Here is a 13,715-nt window from a genome sequence, read left to right on the forward strand (position 1 = left end):
TTTAGAATGGGATAGCGAAATAGGCGATATTCAAGAATCAGTTCTTTAAAGTTTGATTGCAATAAGGGTGCGTAAGCTGGAGATTATCAATAACTCCAAGCCCTCCCTCTCGAGCTCTGACTATGTGATCATATGAAATTGATTTTTCAGAATCTAAATATCCATCACATAGAGGACATTTGGGGGCGGATGATAGCGCCAAACTTATGAAAGCTTGACTTTTTGTGTCATCGCTAAATGATTTAGGCGAGGCCGACTGAGCACCAACAAAAACTTTTCCTTCCATTCCAGAAAACTGGACTATATCCTCTTCACTTATGTCCTTTCCGGCATAAAGTGCCTTGATAATGGTGTCAAACAATGCTGCATAAGTGGTTGATCGACTTCGACTTGAACTCTTCTGCAATATAGTTGCTATTAATTCTTTTTCTTCGATCAAAATTCTTTCGAGCTTTCCCCTGACTTGAGTGAATTTTTCAAAAAAAGTCTGATCATTATTGGATATTTTTTTCCCTAGAAGAATAACAGTCCCCATGAACATAGCGCCTGAGTGGCGACCAGTAGGTCCATAAAAATAAACTGCTGGATGAAGCCCTAAACTGCCATTGTCGTTACCCGTAATTCGCCGCGCCAAAACTAGAGCTTTCTCTAGCGCGCGTACCGTATCTACCCCATCTAGATCATCTTTCATATCAGAGATAGCTTTGGGGTCACCTTGCTGGTTTCTGACGGACACTAATATAAAATCAATCAGTGTTTGTAGTGCGGCTCTGATGACCTTTGGCCCGCCGAGCGGTAGATCGAGCGTTTTAATTGGCCTTCTTAGTTCGGGGTCAAATAGGGTGGAGTGTAAATTCTTAGCAGCAATTTCAATTTTGGAAACGGCATCTTCTTGGAAGCTAGACCAATATTTATGACCTTTGCCTGACCTGATTATTGCTCGCGCTGCAATAGGTACTGGCTTTTTTCTGCTTCGTAAAAGTAGCTCCTCAATATCGTCAAGAGGCGTGCCTTTCATATTGATTTTAAAAAACGAGCTTTCCGCCTTATCCGCATCGCCCTTAACCCACTGTATGGGAAGGCCGCGAGAAATCACCGTATTTAACCGTTTCCGATCTGGTCCGCCGGACGGTAGGTCAGCACTCCTAGTTTGATAATGTTTCCACGTACCTACTTTCTTGGCAACGAGATCTCTAGTTTTTCTTGCAATATCTTTCTGAGACTGTGGCATATCATAGCCGAAGTAACTTTGAGATATTGGACCATCTCCGTAGTCGTCCTCCACCCAAGCCCGAAGCACGCTCAGGCGATGGCAGCCATCAATAACAAACAAATAAGTTGGTGATTGCCACAAAATTACTGACGGGATCAAATCACCATCCACAAAGCACTCGAGAAGGGAAACTATCTGGTCGGGTGTCCAATGATTGGTTTCTCTTTGGAAGTCGGGCTTTCTTAGATTTGGCCCCATCATTCCGCCTTGAGAGAACTCTCGTAGCGAAATGGTTGGAACGTTCTCAAAAAGAGCTGCGTCTTCGTCCGTAATGGCGAAATCTGCTCTCGTAATCATCGCATCAAGGTTAACTAAATTTGATTTCAACGCCATACGATCCTCGTCAACCTACGTTCCAAAGATTGAAGGATAGTAAATCAAATCCGGTTGCATAAACATCCGCTAAAGGAGCTCCAGAAACTCTTTTTCCGATTTTGGATTCGAGCGATGAAGACGATCTCCAGCACTGGGGTGAACGCCAGCTGCTCGACTGTCTGGCACTCTGGTAAGTCACTATTGCAGGATAGATTCTGCTTGCGCGAAAGACGGATAAAAGGGTGTGTCTGATCAGCTGCTTCTTAACTGCGCGCTCGTATTCTCACGAATGGCTGGTTTTGGCCGAAAGCAGCCCCATCCGTAATTCCCTATCAGCCCGAGTCCCGCCAGCTCAACGGAATCCATCAGCAGTATCAATCAGCAACAATCTCAAACGCAGCACTCCCCAAAACCTCCCCATTAACCATAACCCGCACCCCATGCCGCCCCACAAAATGCCTCCGCGTCGTAAAATCCTTAATCACCTGCCGCCTCCCCACAACCAACTCCCCAAACCCCGCCAACTCCAACGTCTTCAACTTGAACACCTTCCCCGAAACCCCGCCATTCGCCTTCACATAGTCAATCGCATAATCAATCACCAACCGCTGTTCATGCGCCACCGTTGACTTCACCGTAAACGACAACGTAATCGCCTCACCCAACCTCACCACCGCCGGTTCAACCCGCACATCCAGTAACTCAACCTCAGCCTTGGCCCCCGCACCAATCACCGTCAGCGCGCGCAGATCTCCCTGTTTGATCAAACTACGCAACGCGTGCTTGGCAATCCATGCCGTGTGTTCGTTCTCCAGTGGCCAGCCTTCAATCGTATCCAGCACCCACTCTGGATGCTCTTTGGTCACGTCATTCAAATGGTTCGCCACGGACTTGCGTACGTACAGACTCTCGTCGGCTTTCAACCGATCGAGGATTCCGGCGGTCAGTTGCGGGTTGGCTTGCACGGCTTCCAGGCGGAATGACCAAGGCAGGCGAGGGCGGGTGCCTTCGCTGGCGAGGCGGCGGACGTGGTGGTTTTGGTCTTGGGTCCAGTCGTGCATGAGTTCCAGTGAGCGTTCGAGATCGCTGCGCAGGAAGTGGCGGATGGCGAATTCGGAGGAGCCGAAGGTGGTGAAGTATTTCAGCGCTTGCATGGAGGTATCGAAGGCGTGGCCGCCGTAGCTGGCGACGTAGTGCGGCAGGCACATGCTGACGAACCCGCTGTTGAGGCGGGGGGCGAGTTGGCGGAGGACTTCGAGGGAATCTTCGTAGTCCAGTGGCAGCACGGCGTGCAGGCTTTCGCTGACGCGGGCCATGCGTTGCATCACTGACAATTCCGCCAGCCCTTGGTTGGCGTGCTTGAGAAACGCCTTGGCCTTGAACGCCGGGTACACGGCGCTCATTTCGCTGGCGATGTGTTGCAGGCGCTCGGCGTTGAAGATTTCCTTTAACGCCGGGGTGGCGGTGTCGGTGGTGCTCATGGTCAGGTCATCGGGGTGCTGACGAACGCTTCGAGAGTTTCGGCGTACGCGGTGTATTGGGCGATGTGCGGGTAGCGGCGGGTGTCGATCTGGTCGGGAACGACGAGGTCGGTGAAGCTCCAGGCGACGGCGAGACTGATGCCGGCCTGGGTGAGGGTGCCGTCGGTGGGCAGGCCGGTTTTTTCCAGTTCCTGTTCGAGGGCGGTGAAGGCGGCGGCGAGTTGGCCTTCGACGCGTTCGACCCACGGTTGATATTGAATGTCGGCCGGGCGCAGGTTGCGTTCGTAGTAGAGCTGCACGGCTTTTTCGCAGGCGGCGAGGCTGAGGCCGATCAGGCGCAGGGCGTGGGCGCGTTGTTGGAGGTCGCTCGGCAGCAGGCTTTTGCCGCTGGCGGCTTCCAGGTAGTCGAGGATCAGGGTGGAGTCCATCAGGACCACGCCGTCATCGAGGATCAGCGTGGGCGCCTTGACCACCGGGTTGATCTGCTGGAATTGCTCGAAGTGGCGGAACACCGAGACCGATTCATGTTCGAGGTCGATGCCGAGGCGTTTGGCGGAGATCGCCACGCGGCGCACGTAGGGGGAGTCCAGCATGCCGATCAGTTTCATGACGCGTTCCTTCAAGTCGAACCGGTGGGAAGGCATAACCTAGCCGAGCCTGAGGCAAATGTCAGTCGTCAAAACCGGCTTGTTCGTGAATCTCATCCACATTCAATTCCAGCCGATACGCCACCGCCACAAATAACGCCTGACACAAACACAAGGTCGCACTCAGCGAACGGAACGCCAATGCGCTGCCCTCATTCACCAGCAGCAGGCTGTTGGCGTTTTTGGCCAATGGCGAGAGGTGGCTGTCGGTGAGGATCAGGGTGTTGGCCTGTTGCTGGCGGGCGTAGCGCAGGCAGTGCTGGGTTTCCTTGGCGTAGGGGGTGAAGCTGATGGCGATGACCAAATCACCGCTACGCACGCTGCGCATCTGCTCGCGATAACTGCCCCCCAGCCCGGAAACCAGGTGAATGCGCTTGTGAGTGTGTTGCAAGTTGTAAACGAGGTAGTCGGCGACGGCGAAGGAGCGACGTACGCCGACCACATAGATGTTGTCGGCGTTGACGATCAGGTCGACGGCTTTTTCGAACGCGACGTCGTCTAGTTCGCGGCCCAAGCGTTCGATGCCGGAGCGGGTGGCGTCGATGCATTCGCGGGCGAGGTCGCCATCGCTGGCCTGCTGCGACTGGTTGGCGATCATGCTGCGGATGCGTTGCTGGTAGTTGTGCACCGGCGAGGCTTTGTGGGTGTAGGCGGCGCGGAACAGCGCCTGCATTTCGCTGAAGCCGCTGAAGCCGAAGCGCTGCGAGAAGCGCACGATGGCGGACGGATGCACCTCGCATTCCCGGGCGATGTCGCTGATGCGATCGACCATGATCCGGTCGCTTTGCTGGCTCATGTAGCTGGCGATGCGCTTGAGTTGGCGCGGCAGGGTGTCGTATTCGTCGGTGATCAGTTGCAGCAGACGCTCGGCATTGATCGGAGGGCTGGCGAGGGGGCGCTCGTCGTTGGCCGGCAGATCGGGGCGGGGCATAAGTCTTCCTTTAGGCTGATCAAATCACACTGAGGCTGATGTTAGGAGGGCTTTTGGGGTTCTGCTTGGCTGAAACGATGCACCGGGAGAAGAAAAATTCGCGATGAGGCACCAGCGGTTAGCCGTTTGTCTTCTATATACAGCCGCTCGACTGAATTTCTTGCTATAAACGCACTCCGATGACCGCCATGAAGCCTGTGTCAGAGCTGTTTACGGCTGTTGTCGGACAAATTCCCGGTATTTACAGTTGCTGAGGCCTCAAACGGGCCTTAGACTGCCGCCCCTTCGTAAATTGAGTGCCGGGTGGCGTTTGCAATAAACGATGCCTTTTCGTCGACCGGACACGGTTCGCCGGAACGCTCCCTATTTCGCCTTAATGCACGTTTTTTTATAGAGATATCAATGACAAAGGACAAGTTGCTGGCCATGCCGGCAGATGACTACATGAATGCCGAGCAACACGCTTTCTTCACTGAGCTGTTGCAGAACATGAAAGTCGAAACCCACGAGCGCATTGAGCAAAACCGTATCGCCATCGAAAGCCTGGACACTCCGGCCGACCCGGCGGACGCGGCTTCGGTTGAAGAAGAGCGCACCTGGCTGGTGAACGCGATCGATCGCGACCAGCGCATGCTGCCGCAACTGGAACAAGCCCTTGAGCGCATCAAGGAAGACAGTTTTGGCTGGTGCGACGACAGCGGCGAGGCCATCGGCCTGAAACGCCTGCTGATCAGCCCGACCACCAAGTACTGCATCGAAGCTCAAGAGCGTCACGAGCAGATCGACAAGCACCAGCGTCAGGCCTGATTCCATGGCTGCCCCCTGAATCGGGGGCGCCTGCAAAAGATCGCAGCCTTCGGCAGCTCCTACACGAGCTGACGGGGCTGCGATCTTTGCTTTTGCTCGTCTGCGATATTTTGCGCGCCGTTCCATTGACCTGCTGCAGACTCCACGACTAACGGACCATGGATAATGGCGTTCTAGTGGCGTTTAATGCAGTCACAACAATGAGAACAAGCGTGGGGTGTTGAAATGACGAGAGATGGATCTCTGGTTGGGGCTTTGCCCGCACCAGTGCTGTTGCCGAAAAACCGCTGGATCGCTCCGACCCTGCAAAGCATCGCCCTGATGCTGTTGCTCGCCGGCATGACGCTGGGTGGATGGTCGCTGTACATCGGCCTGCCGCTGGCGGTGCTGATTGTCTGGTTGCCGCGCCTGCGCTCGCGGGCCACCCCTGATGCTGCGCCTGTCGATGCCGGTAGCGCGATTTCTGAACTCACCCGCGATCTTTCCTACACCACCAGTCATAACGCACTGTCAGCCGCCGGTGTGGCGTTTTCCGTCAAGCAACTGGCGGGCAAACTCGAATCGCAACTCGACGCGGCGGCGCAGATTGTCAGCAACGCCGAAGTGATGATCGCCACCGAACACGCCACTTCGCAGCTCAGTCGTGAAGCGCTGGACGCCGCCAGCGAAGCGCATCACAGCAGCGCGGCGGGGCGCACCGAACTGGTGGATTCGATTGCGCGCATGCATCAACTCAGTCAACGCGCCAACGCCAGTCGTGAGCTGATCGAAGCCCTGAGCCTGCGCAGCGATGACATTCAACGGGTGACCTTGGTGATTCAGTCCATCGCCAGCCAGACCAATCTGCTGGCCCTCAACGCGGCGATTGAAGCGGCGCGGGCTGGCGAGCATGGCCGTGGTTTTGCGGTGGTGGCGGATGAGGTGCGCGGTCTGGCAGCGCGGACGGCCTCGGCGACCGGCGAAGTCGGCGAAATGGTTGCCGACATTCAGCAGCGTACGGCGCAAGTGGTGGAGCAGATCCGCGAGCTGTCCAGCGATCTGCAGACCGGTGTCGAGCAGGTCGAGAACACCGGCCAGCATCTGGAAAACATCGCACGGCTGGCGGCCGGGGTGGAAACCCAGGTCGGCGAAATCGCCCGTGGCGCGGAAACCAATCGCGAGCAGCTCGACAGTTTGTTCAAGGCCATCGAGCAGATGCGCAGCGATCTGGCGATCAGCGATCAACAAACCCGGCGTCTGGCCGAGGCCGCTGTGCAGATGGAAGGGCAGGCGGAAACCATCAGCGAGCGTCTGGCCGAAGTCGGTCTGGATGACTATCACCAGCGCGTCTATGACCTGGCGCGTGAGGGCGCGAGTCAGATTGCGGCGCGGTTCGAGGCGGATGTCGAGCAGGGGCGGATCAGCCTTGAGGATTTGTTCGACCGTCAATATCAACCGATTCCCGGGACGCAGCCGGCGAAGTTTCAGACCCGTTTCGACCGCTACACCGATCAGGTGCTGCCGGCGATCCAGGAGCCGTTGCTGCCGCGCCATGAGGGGTTGGTGTTCGCCATCGCCTGCACGCCGCAGGGTTATGTGCCGACGCACAATCTGGCATTCAGTCAGCCGTTGACCGGTGACCAGCAGATCGACGCGGTGGGTAATCGTACCAAACGCAAGTTCGCCGACCGCACCGGGATCCGCTGCGGCAGCCATCAACAGGCGGTGTTGCTGCAGACCTACACCCGTGACACCGGGGAGCTGATGCACGACTTGTCGGTGCCGATCATGGTCAAGGGCCGGCATTGGGGCGGTCTGCGCCTGGGTTACAAGCCGGAGAATCCGCGCTAATCGATTGTTACCGCTCGCGCAATGAATCTGTGCACGGGCGTTGCTGTTTCCTCTGCGATGAAGTCATTAACATGGCCGTTAGTTAGGTAGCTAATGAAATCGAGAGGTCAGTATGTGCAGAGTCGATGTCGCGGTGATGATTGGCAGTGGTGTGCCCGCCGGATTGCGCGCGATGGGCCAGAGCGTCTGCTGGGTGGTGTTGCTCAATGGTGAGCGGCGTGGCACCGCGTTCGCCAGTCGCGACGAGGCGGAGGAGTGCAAGGCTGCCTGGCTCGCGCAACTGATGGCCGAGCCTGGCGACAGCCTGCACTGACATTTATTAACGTCCGTCGTGCAGGCGTACGTTCAATTCATCGACCATCACCGCTTCTTCGCCGTCGGCGCGCAGCCACTCCTTCAGCAGTTGCGCCTGTTGCGCTGTCCAGAACTTGGCATCGATCAACTTGGTTTTGGCATCCAGCGGATGCGCTTCGATGAAATCGTCGATGGCCCCGTTTTCCGATGGCAGGCCCAGTTGGTCGAACAGGGTTTTCAGATCATATGCAGGCAGTTCCATCGTGTACTCCTTTTGCGTGTGCCGAAATGGCGCTGTCGCTCGCTCTTTATCTGAGGCAGCCGTTGGACAAGAGTTCGATTCGTGATTCAAGCAAGCGGGCGAGGGCGCACGCTTCGTTATGGTCTTCGCGGAAACCTCTTACACGGCCGGTGGAAGATTCCTTGATATGAAAGAACGCATTACCTGCCGGGACCACCTGAAATCGCGGGGTCTGGACGCTTTGTGCGTATTGCGCAAGTTCCGGCAAATCAGTGCCGTGCAGCACGAAAGGCGTATCCATGACTGGTTTGGAGGGCTGGGCAAAGTGAGTCAGAGTGCACATATGAAGTCCTTTTCATGAGATAGCCGACGGTTACAGGTCGGTTCGGGTAGTCGGAAGCAGCATCGCTGCTCTAGAATCGCCAGTGTCTGCTGGCGACAGGTGCCTATCTAAAGCAATTTTTTACCGGCGATATGTCGGAAAAGGGCTTTTTTTCGTCAGTTTTTTCCCTAAAGTTTGTAGTCCGTCTTCGTTGCGCTTCAATGAAGATTTTTCCTTCAAGGCCTGGCGAACATCGAGGCAAGTTTCTCGCCTGACTTTCCAGTAGTCTTGCGAACTTGTGATGTATGGGCGCTCCGCTTGTTTCAGGTGTACTGAAGTCATTCGGTAACAGCATCGGCCTGGCCGTTTTTTTGCCGTGCGCGTTTTGGCGCCGGGTACTTTTTCAGATGTGGGGATGTTTCTTTGGCAGTCAGTAACCTCGATATGCATGCTTTGTTCGTGTTGGGTGATTTGCGTGCAAAGCTGGTCAAGCTGTTCCAGTCGCGTTTTGTTTACATCACCGAACAGAACGCCGAAGGCATTTACGTGGCCGAGATCGACACCGAAAGTGCGTTGGTGGTCGATGACAAACCGGGGCTCAAGCTCAAGGTCGGCGATCATTTCAGCGCGGCCGTGCTGCCCAGCCGTGAAGGCGGCAAGATGGACATTCGCTTTCGCGAAATCAAACTCACGGTGTACGGCCTGGGCGATTACGCCTTTGTCGATACAGCGGACGGCCACGCGATCCTGTTCAAGGAAGGCCACAGCGTGGTGACGGTGTTTGCCGCACACCAGCAACTGCAGGAAGGCCTGACCAAGACCCTGAAAGCCGTTACCGGTAAAGCGGCGAAGTGGCGCAAGGGCGAACTGATCACGTTCAAGGCCAGCGAGTGATCGGTGGTGTGAGTCGCGCCGACTTCCATTCGCAGAACCTCGACCGCGCACGTGAAGAGGCATTGCGCCTGTTCAACGCCAAAGCCGAATTGCAGGGCGCGTGGCTGAGCTGGGTGGCAGCGCAGATCTACACCTTGCGGCCTGCGGAATACGCCAGCATGGTCAGACGCGAGCTGCAAAGCTTGCAGGAAAAGTCTGAAACATAACCTCGCCGGGATTGGCCCCCGGAAAAAGCAGGAACCTCGGCTACAGTCAGTTGACTGAGTATTCAGAGGCTTGCGGTCTTCTGCCAGGCCATCCTGCTATTGCTGTGAACAGCACGAGGTGCAAAGCATGAAAGGAATTCGACGGCTATTGGCCGCCAGCGTGGTTTCGTTCGGTGTACTGACGGCCGCGCAGCCGGCAGCGGCGGCGCAGGCACCGATTCATTTTGCCGACCTGAACTGGGAAAGCGGCAGCCTGATCACCGATGTCCTGCGGATCATCGTCGAGAAGGGCTATGGCCTGCCGACCGATACGTTGCCCGGCACCACCATCACCCTGGAAACCGCGCTGGCCAACAATGACATTCAGGTCATTGGCGAAGAGTGGGCCGGGCGCAGTCCGGTGTGGGTCAAGGCTGAAGCGGAGGGCAAGGTCGTCAGTCTCGGCGATACGGTCAAGGGTGCGACTGAAGGCTGGTGGGTGCCGGAATACGTGATCAAGGGTGACCCGGCCAAGGGCATCAAGCCGCTGGCGCCGGACCTGCGCAGTGTCAGTGATCTGAAGAAATACAAGGACGTGTTCAAGGACCCGGAAAATCCGAGCAAGGGTCGGTTCCTCAACAGCCCGATCGGCTGGACCTCGGAAGTGGTGAACAAACAGAAGCTGACCGCTTACGGCCTGCAGGACGATTACACCAATTTCCGCAGTGGCTCGGGCGCGGCGCTGGATGCCGAGATCAGCTCTTCGATCCGTCGGGGCAAACCGGTGCTGTTCTATTACTGGTCGCCGACGCCATTGCTGGGCAAATTCAAACTGGTGCAGCTGGAAGAGCCACCGTTCGATGCCGAGGCGTGGAAGACCCTGACCGATGCCGATAACCCCAATCCGAAACCGACCCGTTCGCTGGCATCGAAGCTGTCGATTGGCGTGTCTACGCCGTTCCAGAAGCAGTATCCGCAGATTGCCGAATTCTTCAGCAAGGTGGATTTCCCGATCGATCCGCTGAACAAGGCGTTGGCCGAGATGAGCGAGAAACACACCGCACCACGGCAGGCGGCTGAGGCCTTCATGAAGGCGCATCCGGAGGTGTGGCAGGCTTGGGTGCCGAAGGATGTGGCGGAGAAGGTGGCGGCTGATATGAAATGAGATGGGCTTCTGTGGCGAGGGAGCTTGCTCCCGCTCGGCTGCGGAGCAGTCGCTATCTCGGAAAATGCGGTTTTAATGATTAACCGCGTCAGCCGATTTCAGGGCTGCTTCGCAACCCAGCGGGAGCAAGCTCCCTCGCCACAGGTTATGTGTCGACTCAGAATCGAGTCTGCACCGCCAATTCAAAGGTGCGCGGTGTACCCAGATAGTAAGCCGGCGACACATGCGCAAACTCGGCATACACCTCGTTGGTCAGGTTACGCACTCGCCCGGTAACGGTGGTGTGCGAGTCGACCTTGTAGCTGAGGAAGCTGCCGAACAGCGTGTACGACGGCACGGTCATGGTGTTCGCTGTGTCCGCATACACCGACGCCACATACCGCGCATCGACCCCACCTTGCCATTGCGGCGAAAAATCATAAGTCAGCCATAGATTGCCGACCCGATCCGGGACGTTGGTCGGTGTGTTGCCCTTGCGCGACACCACTACGCCGGCGGCATTCTTTTCGGTGAAGTCGTCGTATTGCGCATCGACCCAGGCGAAGTTGCCTTCGGCCAACAGCTTGTCGGTAATCCGCAGGGAGCTGGCAATCTCGATGCCTGTCGAAGTTTGCTGTCCTACCGGGATGCTGCTGGTAGGGTCCAGCGGGTCAGTCACAGCAAAGTCTTTGCGCTCGATGGTGTAGGCGGCAACCGTCGCCGAGCCACGGCCGCTGAGGTAGTCGAACTTGCTGCCGATTTCCCACTGCTTGCCGGTGGAAACATCGAAGTCCTGCGTGCCGTTCGGTTGCTCGGCGGCGGTGCTGTATTGCACGTAGACGTTGGCGGATGGAATGAACTGGTAGGTAAGGCCGACACGCCCGGTGACCGGCTCCCAGCTGCGCTTGAGATGCTTCGGATTGGCGGCCGTTACGGTGCGATGGTTGGTCACGTCGAGGTCGATGTCGTCGTAACGCAGGCCGGTGAGCAACGCCAGTTTGTCGGTCAGTGCCAGGCGGTTTTCCACGAACAGCGCCTTGGTGGTGACCTCGTTGGTCTTGTCGCTGATCAGTGCCGGGTTGGTGCCGGGAATATCGTAGAAATGCCCCGGACGGTAGTTGTTCGGATCGACCGTGCTTGGGCCTTTGATATTCAGCGGCGAGTTGGTGGTCTGGTTGACCTTGTACTCGAAACCACCGGACCAAGTGGTGTCGAGGCCGAACAGGGTGTTGTCGTGGCGCAGTTCGAACTGGTTGCCGTTCTGCTCGCCCTGATGCCGCACTTGATAGGCGGTGGAGCGATTCACCGCTGTGTTGTCGGCGTTGTACTGATAGGTCTCGAGGTTGCGGTAGTCGCGCTGGCTGTCGAGGTGATACAGCGTGTTGCGCAGGGTTGTGCTGTCGTTGATCCGATAGTCGATGATCGAGCGCACCCAGATCGTGCGCTGCTCGTAGCGCCCGTCCTCGACGTTGTAGTTGTTGAAGCGGTTGTGTTTGTCGATCTTCAACTCGCCGGCCTTGGGGTTGAGCACCGGCGTGCCCCAGTACGGGCTGTCTTCGTGTTCGTCCTGATATTCCAGGGCCAGGGTGTGCGACAGATCCGGCGTGAGGTCGCTGAGCAACGAGAACGCCACGCTCCAGGCATCGCGTTGCTGGCGGTCGATGTAGCCGTTGCTGGTGTTGTGGCTGACATCGAGCCGCGCGTAGTGCTGCACGTCGGCGCTCGGGTCGGTCAGGGCATGGTTGAGGCCGAACGCGGTTTCGGTGGTGTCGTAACTACCGTAGCTGACGCGACCTTCAGCGGCTTGTTCGTCGCGAGTTGCCAGTTTGGTCACGTAGTTCAGCGAACCTCCCACCGAGCCTGCGCCGTTGATCAGCGACGACGGGCCGCCGACCAGTTCGACTCGATCATAGATCCACGCATCCACCGGCCGGGCGAGGCCGCCGGAGACGGTGACGCCGTTGAACATCTGGGTGATCTGGCTGCTGGTGAAACCGCGATAGGAGACGAATCCGCCAAAGCCTGGCGGTGCGCTGGCATTGACCCCGGGCAGGGTGTTGGCGGCGTCCTGGAAGTTTTGCGCGCCGTGACGTTCGATGTCGTTGCGGTTGGCGACGGCCACCGAGGCCGGCGTGTCGCGCACGCTCAAGCCGAGGCGCGAGGCCATGCCGCTGGATTGATCGAGGCTCAGGCCTGGTTCGCTGGTGGATTCGCCGTCGATGGTGATCGGCGCCAGGTCTACGGTGGATTGCGCCCAGGCGTTAAGGGACAGGCAGCCGCACAGGCTCGCCAGCAGAGGAATATGTTTCATCGTTGAATCCTGAATGCTTGTCTAGGAATCAGCGCACAGGCGAACGCCGCGCGTTGGCGCAGTGGGCTGAAAAATCAAAAAGGCAAAGACACTCAGGCGAGCGGTGGGGCGCGAGGATTGGCCGAAGGCCAGGTGAAGCGGGCAGGGAGGTCCGCACTGACGATGGGCGCCAGCGGCGGGCTGTGCTGTTCGGGCAGAACCGCGAGGGTCAGGCTGGAGTTGAACGCCGGGCCCATGCCGCCGCCGACCGAGCACAGCGGACAGCCGAACGCCTTCGACAGGGTCGGCAATTGTTCTTCGCCGGGGTTGCTGCTCTGCGGCGCTTGAGTGGTCGGGTCGACCGTACAGAACTGGCCGCCGATGCCGTTGAGCTGCATCCCGACCATTTGCCCGTGACCGATGCTGCAGGCGAACACGTTGAACAGGACGCAGCAATAAAGCATCCAGGCCAGCAGTGAGCGATCGGAACGGGTGAATTTCATGGGGCGGCACTTTACCGTACCGCTGATCGGTCGTGCACTTCAAAAAATGCCGACTAGGATGTTTTGTTCAAATCCCTTGAAAGGATTCTCGACCATGACCTTTGTGTTGGCTCAATGGCTGGTGACGATATTTGCGGCAATCGCCCTGGTACACGTGTATTGGGCGCTGGGTGGGCAGTGGGCGGCGGTGGCGGCGGTACCGCAAGTGCCGGTGCGAGGACTGGTGGCGACGGTGCGACCGGCGTTCAAACCGTCAGGCTGGATTACCTTGCTGGTAGCGGCAGCATTGTTGGTGATTGCCGCGCTGGTGTGCATGCGCGTCGGCTGGGGCATGCCGGCGGTGCATCACAAAGCGTTGCAATGGGTGATCAGTGCGATTGCGTTATTGATGTTTGCCCGGGCGATCGGCGATTCGAATCTGGTGGGGTTTTTCAAGGAAGTGAAGGGGTCGCGGTTTGCGCGGCTGGATACCTGGGTGTATTCGCCGCTGTGTCTGGGGTTGGGGGCGGGGTTGTTGGCGGTGGCTTGGGTCTGACCCGGTTCATGTGTTGGCAATAC

General features: G+C 57.5%; 15 protein-coding genes. 7 read left to right on the plus strand and 8 right to left on the minus strand.

Annotation, left to right across the window (positions count from 1 at the left end; genetic code table 11):
• Positions 1–37: 37 nt before the first annotated feature.
• From KCG87_RS19910 to KCG87_RS19925, 4 genes are all read right to left on the minus strand, one after another.
• Positions 38–1,606 (minus strand): DUF262 domain-containing protein, encoded by a 1,569-nt coding sequence (locus tag KCG87_RS19910; protein ID WP_210558728.1) that lies wholly within the window; start codon positions 1,604–1,606, stop codon positions 38–40.
• 356 nt (positions 1,607–1,962) lie between these two features.
• On the minus strand, positions 1,963–3,069 hold the full coding sequence (locus tag KCG87_RS19915) for a DNA alkylation repair protein (RefSeq protein WP_210558729.1): 1,107 nt from the start codon (positions 3,067–3,069) through the stop codon (positions 1,963–1,965).
• 2 nt (positions 3,070–3,071) lie between these two features.
• Positions 3,072–3,677 carry a glutathione S-transferase gene (locus KCG87_RS19920; RefSeq protein ID WP_098964391.1) on the minus strand — a complete coding sequence of 202 codons (606 nt, stop codon included), beginning with the start codon at positions 3,675–3,677 and terminating at the stop codon, positions 3,072–3,074.
• A 61-nt stretch (positions 3,678–3,738) separates the two neighbouring features.
• Entirely contained in the window at positions 3,739–4,647 is a 909-nt protein-coding gene (locus tag KCG87_RS19925; RefSeq protein ID WP_007966905.1) for a MurR/RpiR family transcriptional regulator, read from the minus strand.
• Positions 4,648–5,049: 402 nt separating this feature from the next.
• Here KCG87_RS19925 and KCG87_RS19930 point away from each other — a divergent pair, with 402 nt between their 5' ends.
• The 3 genes from KCG87_RS19930 (at position 5,050) to KCG87_RS19940 (ending at position 7,597) form a co-directional block, all read left to right on the plus strand.
• Positions 5,050–5,454, plus strand: a complete 405-nt coding sequence (locus KCG87_RS19930) for a TraR/DksA family transcriptional regulator (RefSeq protein ID WP_003225981.1) — start codon at positions 5,050–5,052, stop codon at positions 5,452–5,454.
• 225 nt (positions 5,455–5,679) lie between these two features.
• Positions 5,680–7,284: a methyl-accepting chemotaxis protein gene (locus tag KCG87_RS19935; RefSeq protein ID WP_134786680.1), complete on the plus strand. Its 1,605-nt coding sequence runs from the start codon at positions 5,680–5,682 to the stop codon at positions 7,282–7,284.
• 112 nt (positions 7,285–7,396) lie between these two features.
• The gene (locus KCG87_RS19940) at positions 7,397–7,597 is read left to right on the plus strand and encodes a hypothetical protein (protein ID WP_007966907.1); all 201 of its coding nucleotides are present in this window, start codon (positions 7,397–7,399) and stop codon (positions 7,595–7,597) included.
• Between the two features lie 6 nt (positions 7,598–7,603).
• On the opposite strand, the gene KCG87_RS19945 is transcribed toward KCG87_RS19940, so the two are convergent.
• On the minus strand, positions 7,604–7,840 hold the full coding sequence (locus KCG87_RS19945; protein ID WP_210558730.1) for a DUF2789 family protein: 237 nt from the start codon (positions 7,838–7,840) through the stop codon (positions 7,604–7,606).
• Positions 7,841–7,886: 46 nt separating this feature from the next.
• Entirely contained in the window at positions 7,887–8,162 is a 276-nt protein-coding gene (locus KCG87_RS19950; RefSeq protein WP_027612961.1) for a hypothetical protein, read from the minus strand.
• Positions 8,163–8,564: 402 nt separating this feature from the next.
• Here KCG87_RS19950 and KCG87_RS19955 point away from each other — a divergent pair, with 402 nt between their 5' ends.
• The 3 genes from KCG87_RS19955 (at position 8,565) to KCG87_RS19965 (ending at position 10,385) form a co-directional block, all read left to right on the plus strand.
• On the plus strand, positions 8,565–9,035 hold the full coding sequence (locus KCG87_RS19955; RefSeq protein ID WP_007966910.1) for a hypothetical protein: 471 nt from the start codon (positions 8,565–8,567) through the stop codon (positions 9,033–9,035).
• An 8-nt stretch (positions 9,036–9,043) separates the two neighbouring features.
• Positions 9,044–9,241, plus strand: a complete 198-nt coding sequence (locus KCG87_RS19960) for a hypothetical protein (RefSeq protein ID WP_098968428.1) — start codon at positions 9,044–9,046, stop codon at positions 9,239–9,241.
• Between the two features lie 127 nt (positions 9,242–9,368).
• Positions 9,369–10,385: an ABC transporter substrate-binding protein gene (locus KCG87_RS19965; protein ID WP_210558731.1), complete on the plus strand. Its 1,017-nt coding sequence runs from the start codon at positions 9,369–9,371 to the stop codon at positions 10,383–10,385.
• Positions 10,386–10,542: 157 nt separating this feature from the next.
• On the opposite strand, the gene KCG87_RS19970 is transcribed toward KCG87_RS19965, so the two are convergent.
• Positions 10,543–12,675, minus strand: a complete 2,133-nt coding sequence (locus KCG87_RS19970; RefSeq protein ID WP_210558732.1) for a TonB-dependent receptor — start codon at positions 12,673–12,675, stop codon at positions 10,543–10,545.
• A 92-nt stretch (positions 12,676–12,767) separates the two neighbouring features.
• Positions 12,768–13,157, minus strand: coding sequence for a DUF2946 domain-containing protein (locus KCG87_RS19975; protein ID WP_139054731.1), 390 nt, complete (start codon positions 13,155–13,157; stop codon positions 12,768–12,770).
• Positions 13,158–13,251: 94 nt separating this feature from the next.
• On the opposite strand from KCG87_RS19975, the gene KCG87_RS19980 reads away from it, so the two are divergent.
• Positions 13,252–13,692: a DUF3995 domain-containing protein gene (locus tag KCG87_RS19980; protein ID WP_210558733.1), complete on the plus strand. Its 441-nt coding sequence runs from the start codon at positions 13,252–13,254 to the stop codon at positions 13,690–13,692.
• The last annotated feature ends 23 nt before the right edge of the window (positions 13,693–13,715 follow it).

Origin of the sequence: Pseudomonas sp. MWU347, from assembly GCF_017947305.1 — a bacterium.
In the GTDB taxonomy this organism is placed as follows: Bacteria; Pseudomonadota; Gammaproteobacteria; order Pseudomonadales; family Pseudomonadaceae; genus Aquipseudomonas; species Aquipseudomonas putida_A.

Excerpts from the sequence above, each read along its gene's own strand:
- KCG87_RS19980 (WP_210558733.1), top strand. The coding sequence starts at position 13,252 with ATGACCTTTGTGTTGGCTCAATGGCTGGTGACGATATTTGCGGCAATC.
- KCG87_RS19965 (WP_210558731.1), top strand. The coding sequence starts at position 9,369 with ATGAAAGGAATTCGACGGCTATTGGCCGCCAGCGTGGTTTCGTTCGGT.
- KCG87_RS19930 (WP_003225981.1), top strand. The coding sequence starts at position 5,050 with ATGACAAAGGACAAGTTGCTGGCCATGCCGGCAGATGACTACATGAAT.
- KCG87_RS19945 (WP_210558730.1), bottom strand. The coding sequence starts at position 7,840 with ATGGAACTGCCTGCATATGATCTGAAAACCCTGTTCGACCAACTGGGC.
- KCG87_RS19925 (WP_007966905.1), bottom strand. The coding sequence starts at position 4,647 with ATGCCCCGCCCCGATCTGCCGGCCAACGACGAGCGCCCCCTCGCCAGC.
- KCG87_RS19975 (WP_139054731.1), bottom strand. The coding sequence starts at position 13,157 with ATGAAATTCACCCGTTCCGATCGCTCACTGCTGGCCTGGATGCTTTAT.
- KCG87_RS19915 (WP_210558729.1), bottom strand. The coding sequence starts at position 3,069 with ATGAGCACCACCGACACCGCCACCCCGGCGTTAAAGGAAATCTTCAAC.
- KCG87_RS19910 (WP_210558728.1), bottom strand. The coding sequence starts at position 1,606 with ATGGCGTTGAAATCAAATTTAGTTAACCTTGATGCGATGATTACGAGA.
- KCG87_RS19935 (WP_134786680.1), top strand. The coding sequence starts at position 5,680 with ATGACGAGAGATGGATCTCTGGTTGGGGCTTTGCCCGCACCAGTGCTG.
- KCG87_RS19950 (WP_027612961.1), bottom strand. The coding sequence starts at position 8,162 with ATGTGCACTCTGACTCACTTTGCCCAGCCCTCCAAACCAGTCATGGAT.
- KCG87_RS19920 (WP_098964391.1), bottom strand. The coding sequence starts at position 3,677 with ATGAAACTGATCGGCATGCTGGACTCCCCCTACGTGCGCCGCGTGGCG.
- KCG87_RS19940 (WP_007966907.1), top strand. The coding sequence starts at position 7,397 with ATGTGCAGAGTCGATGTCGCGGTGATGATTGGCAGTGGTGTGCCCGCC.
- KCG87_RS19970 (WP_210558732.1), bottom strand. The coding sequence starts at position 12,675 with ATGAAACATATTCCTCTGCTGGCGAGCCTGTGCGGCTGCCTGTCCCTT.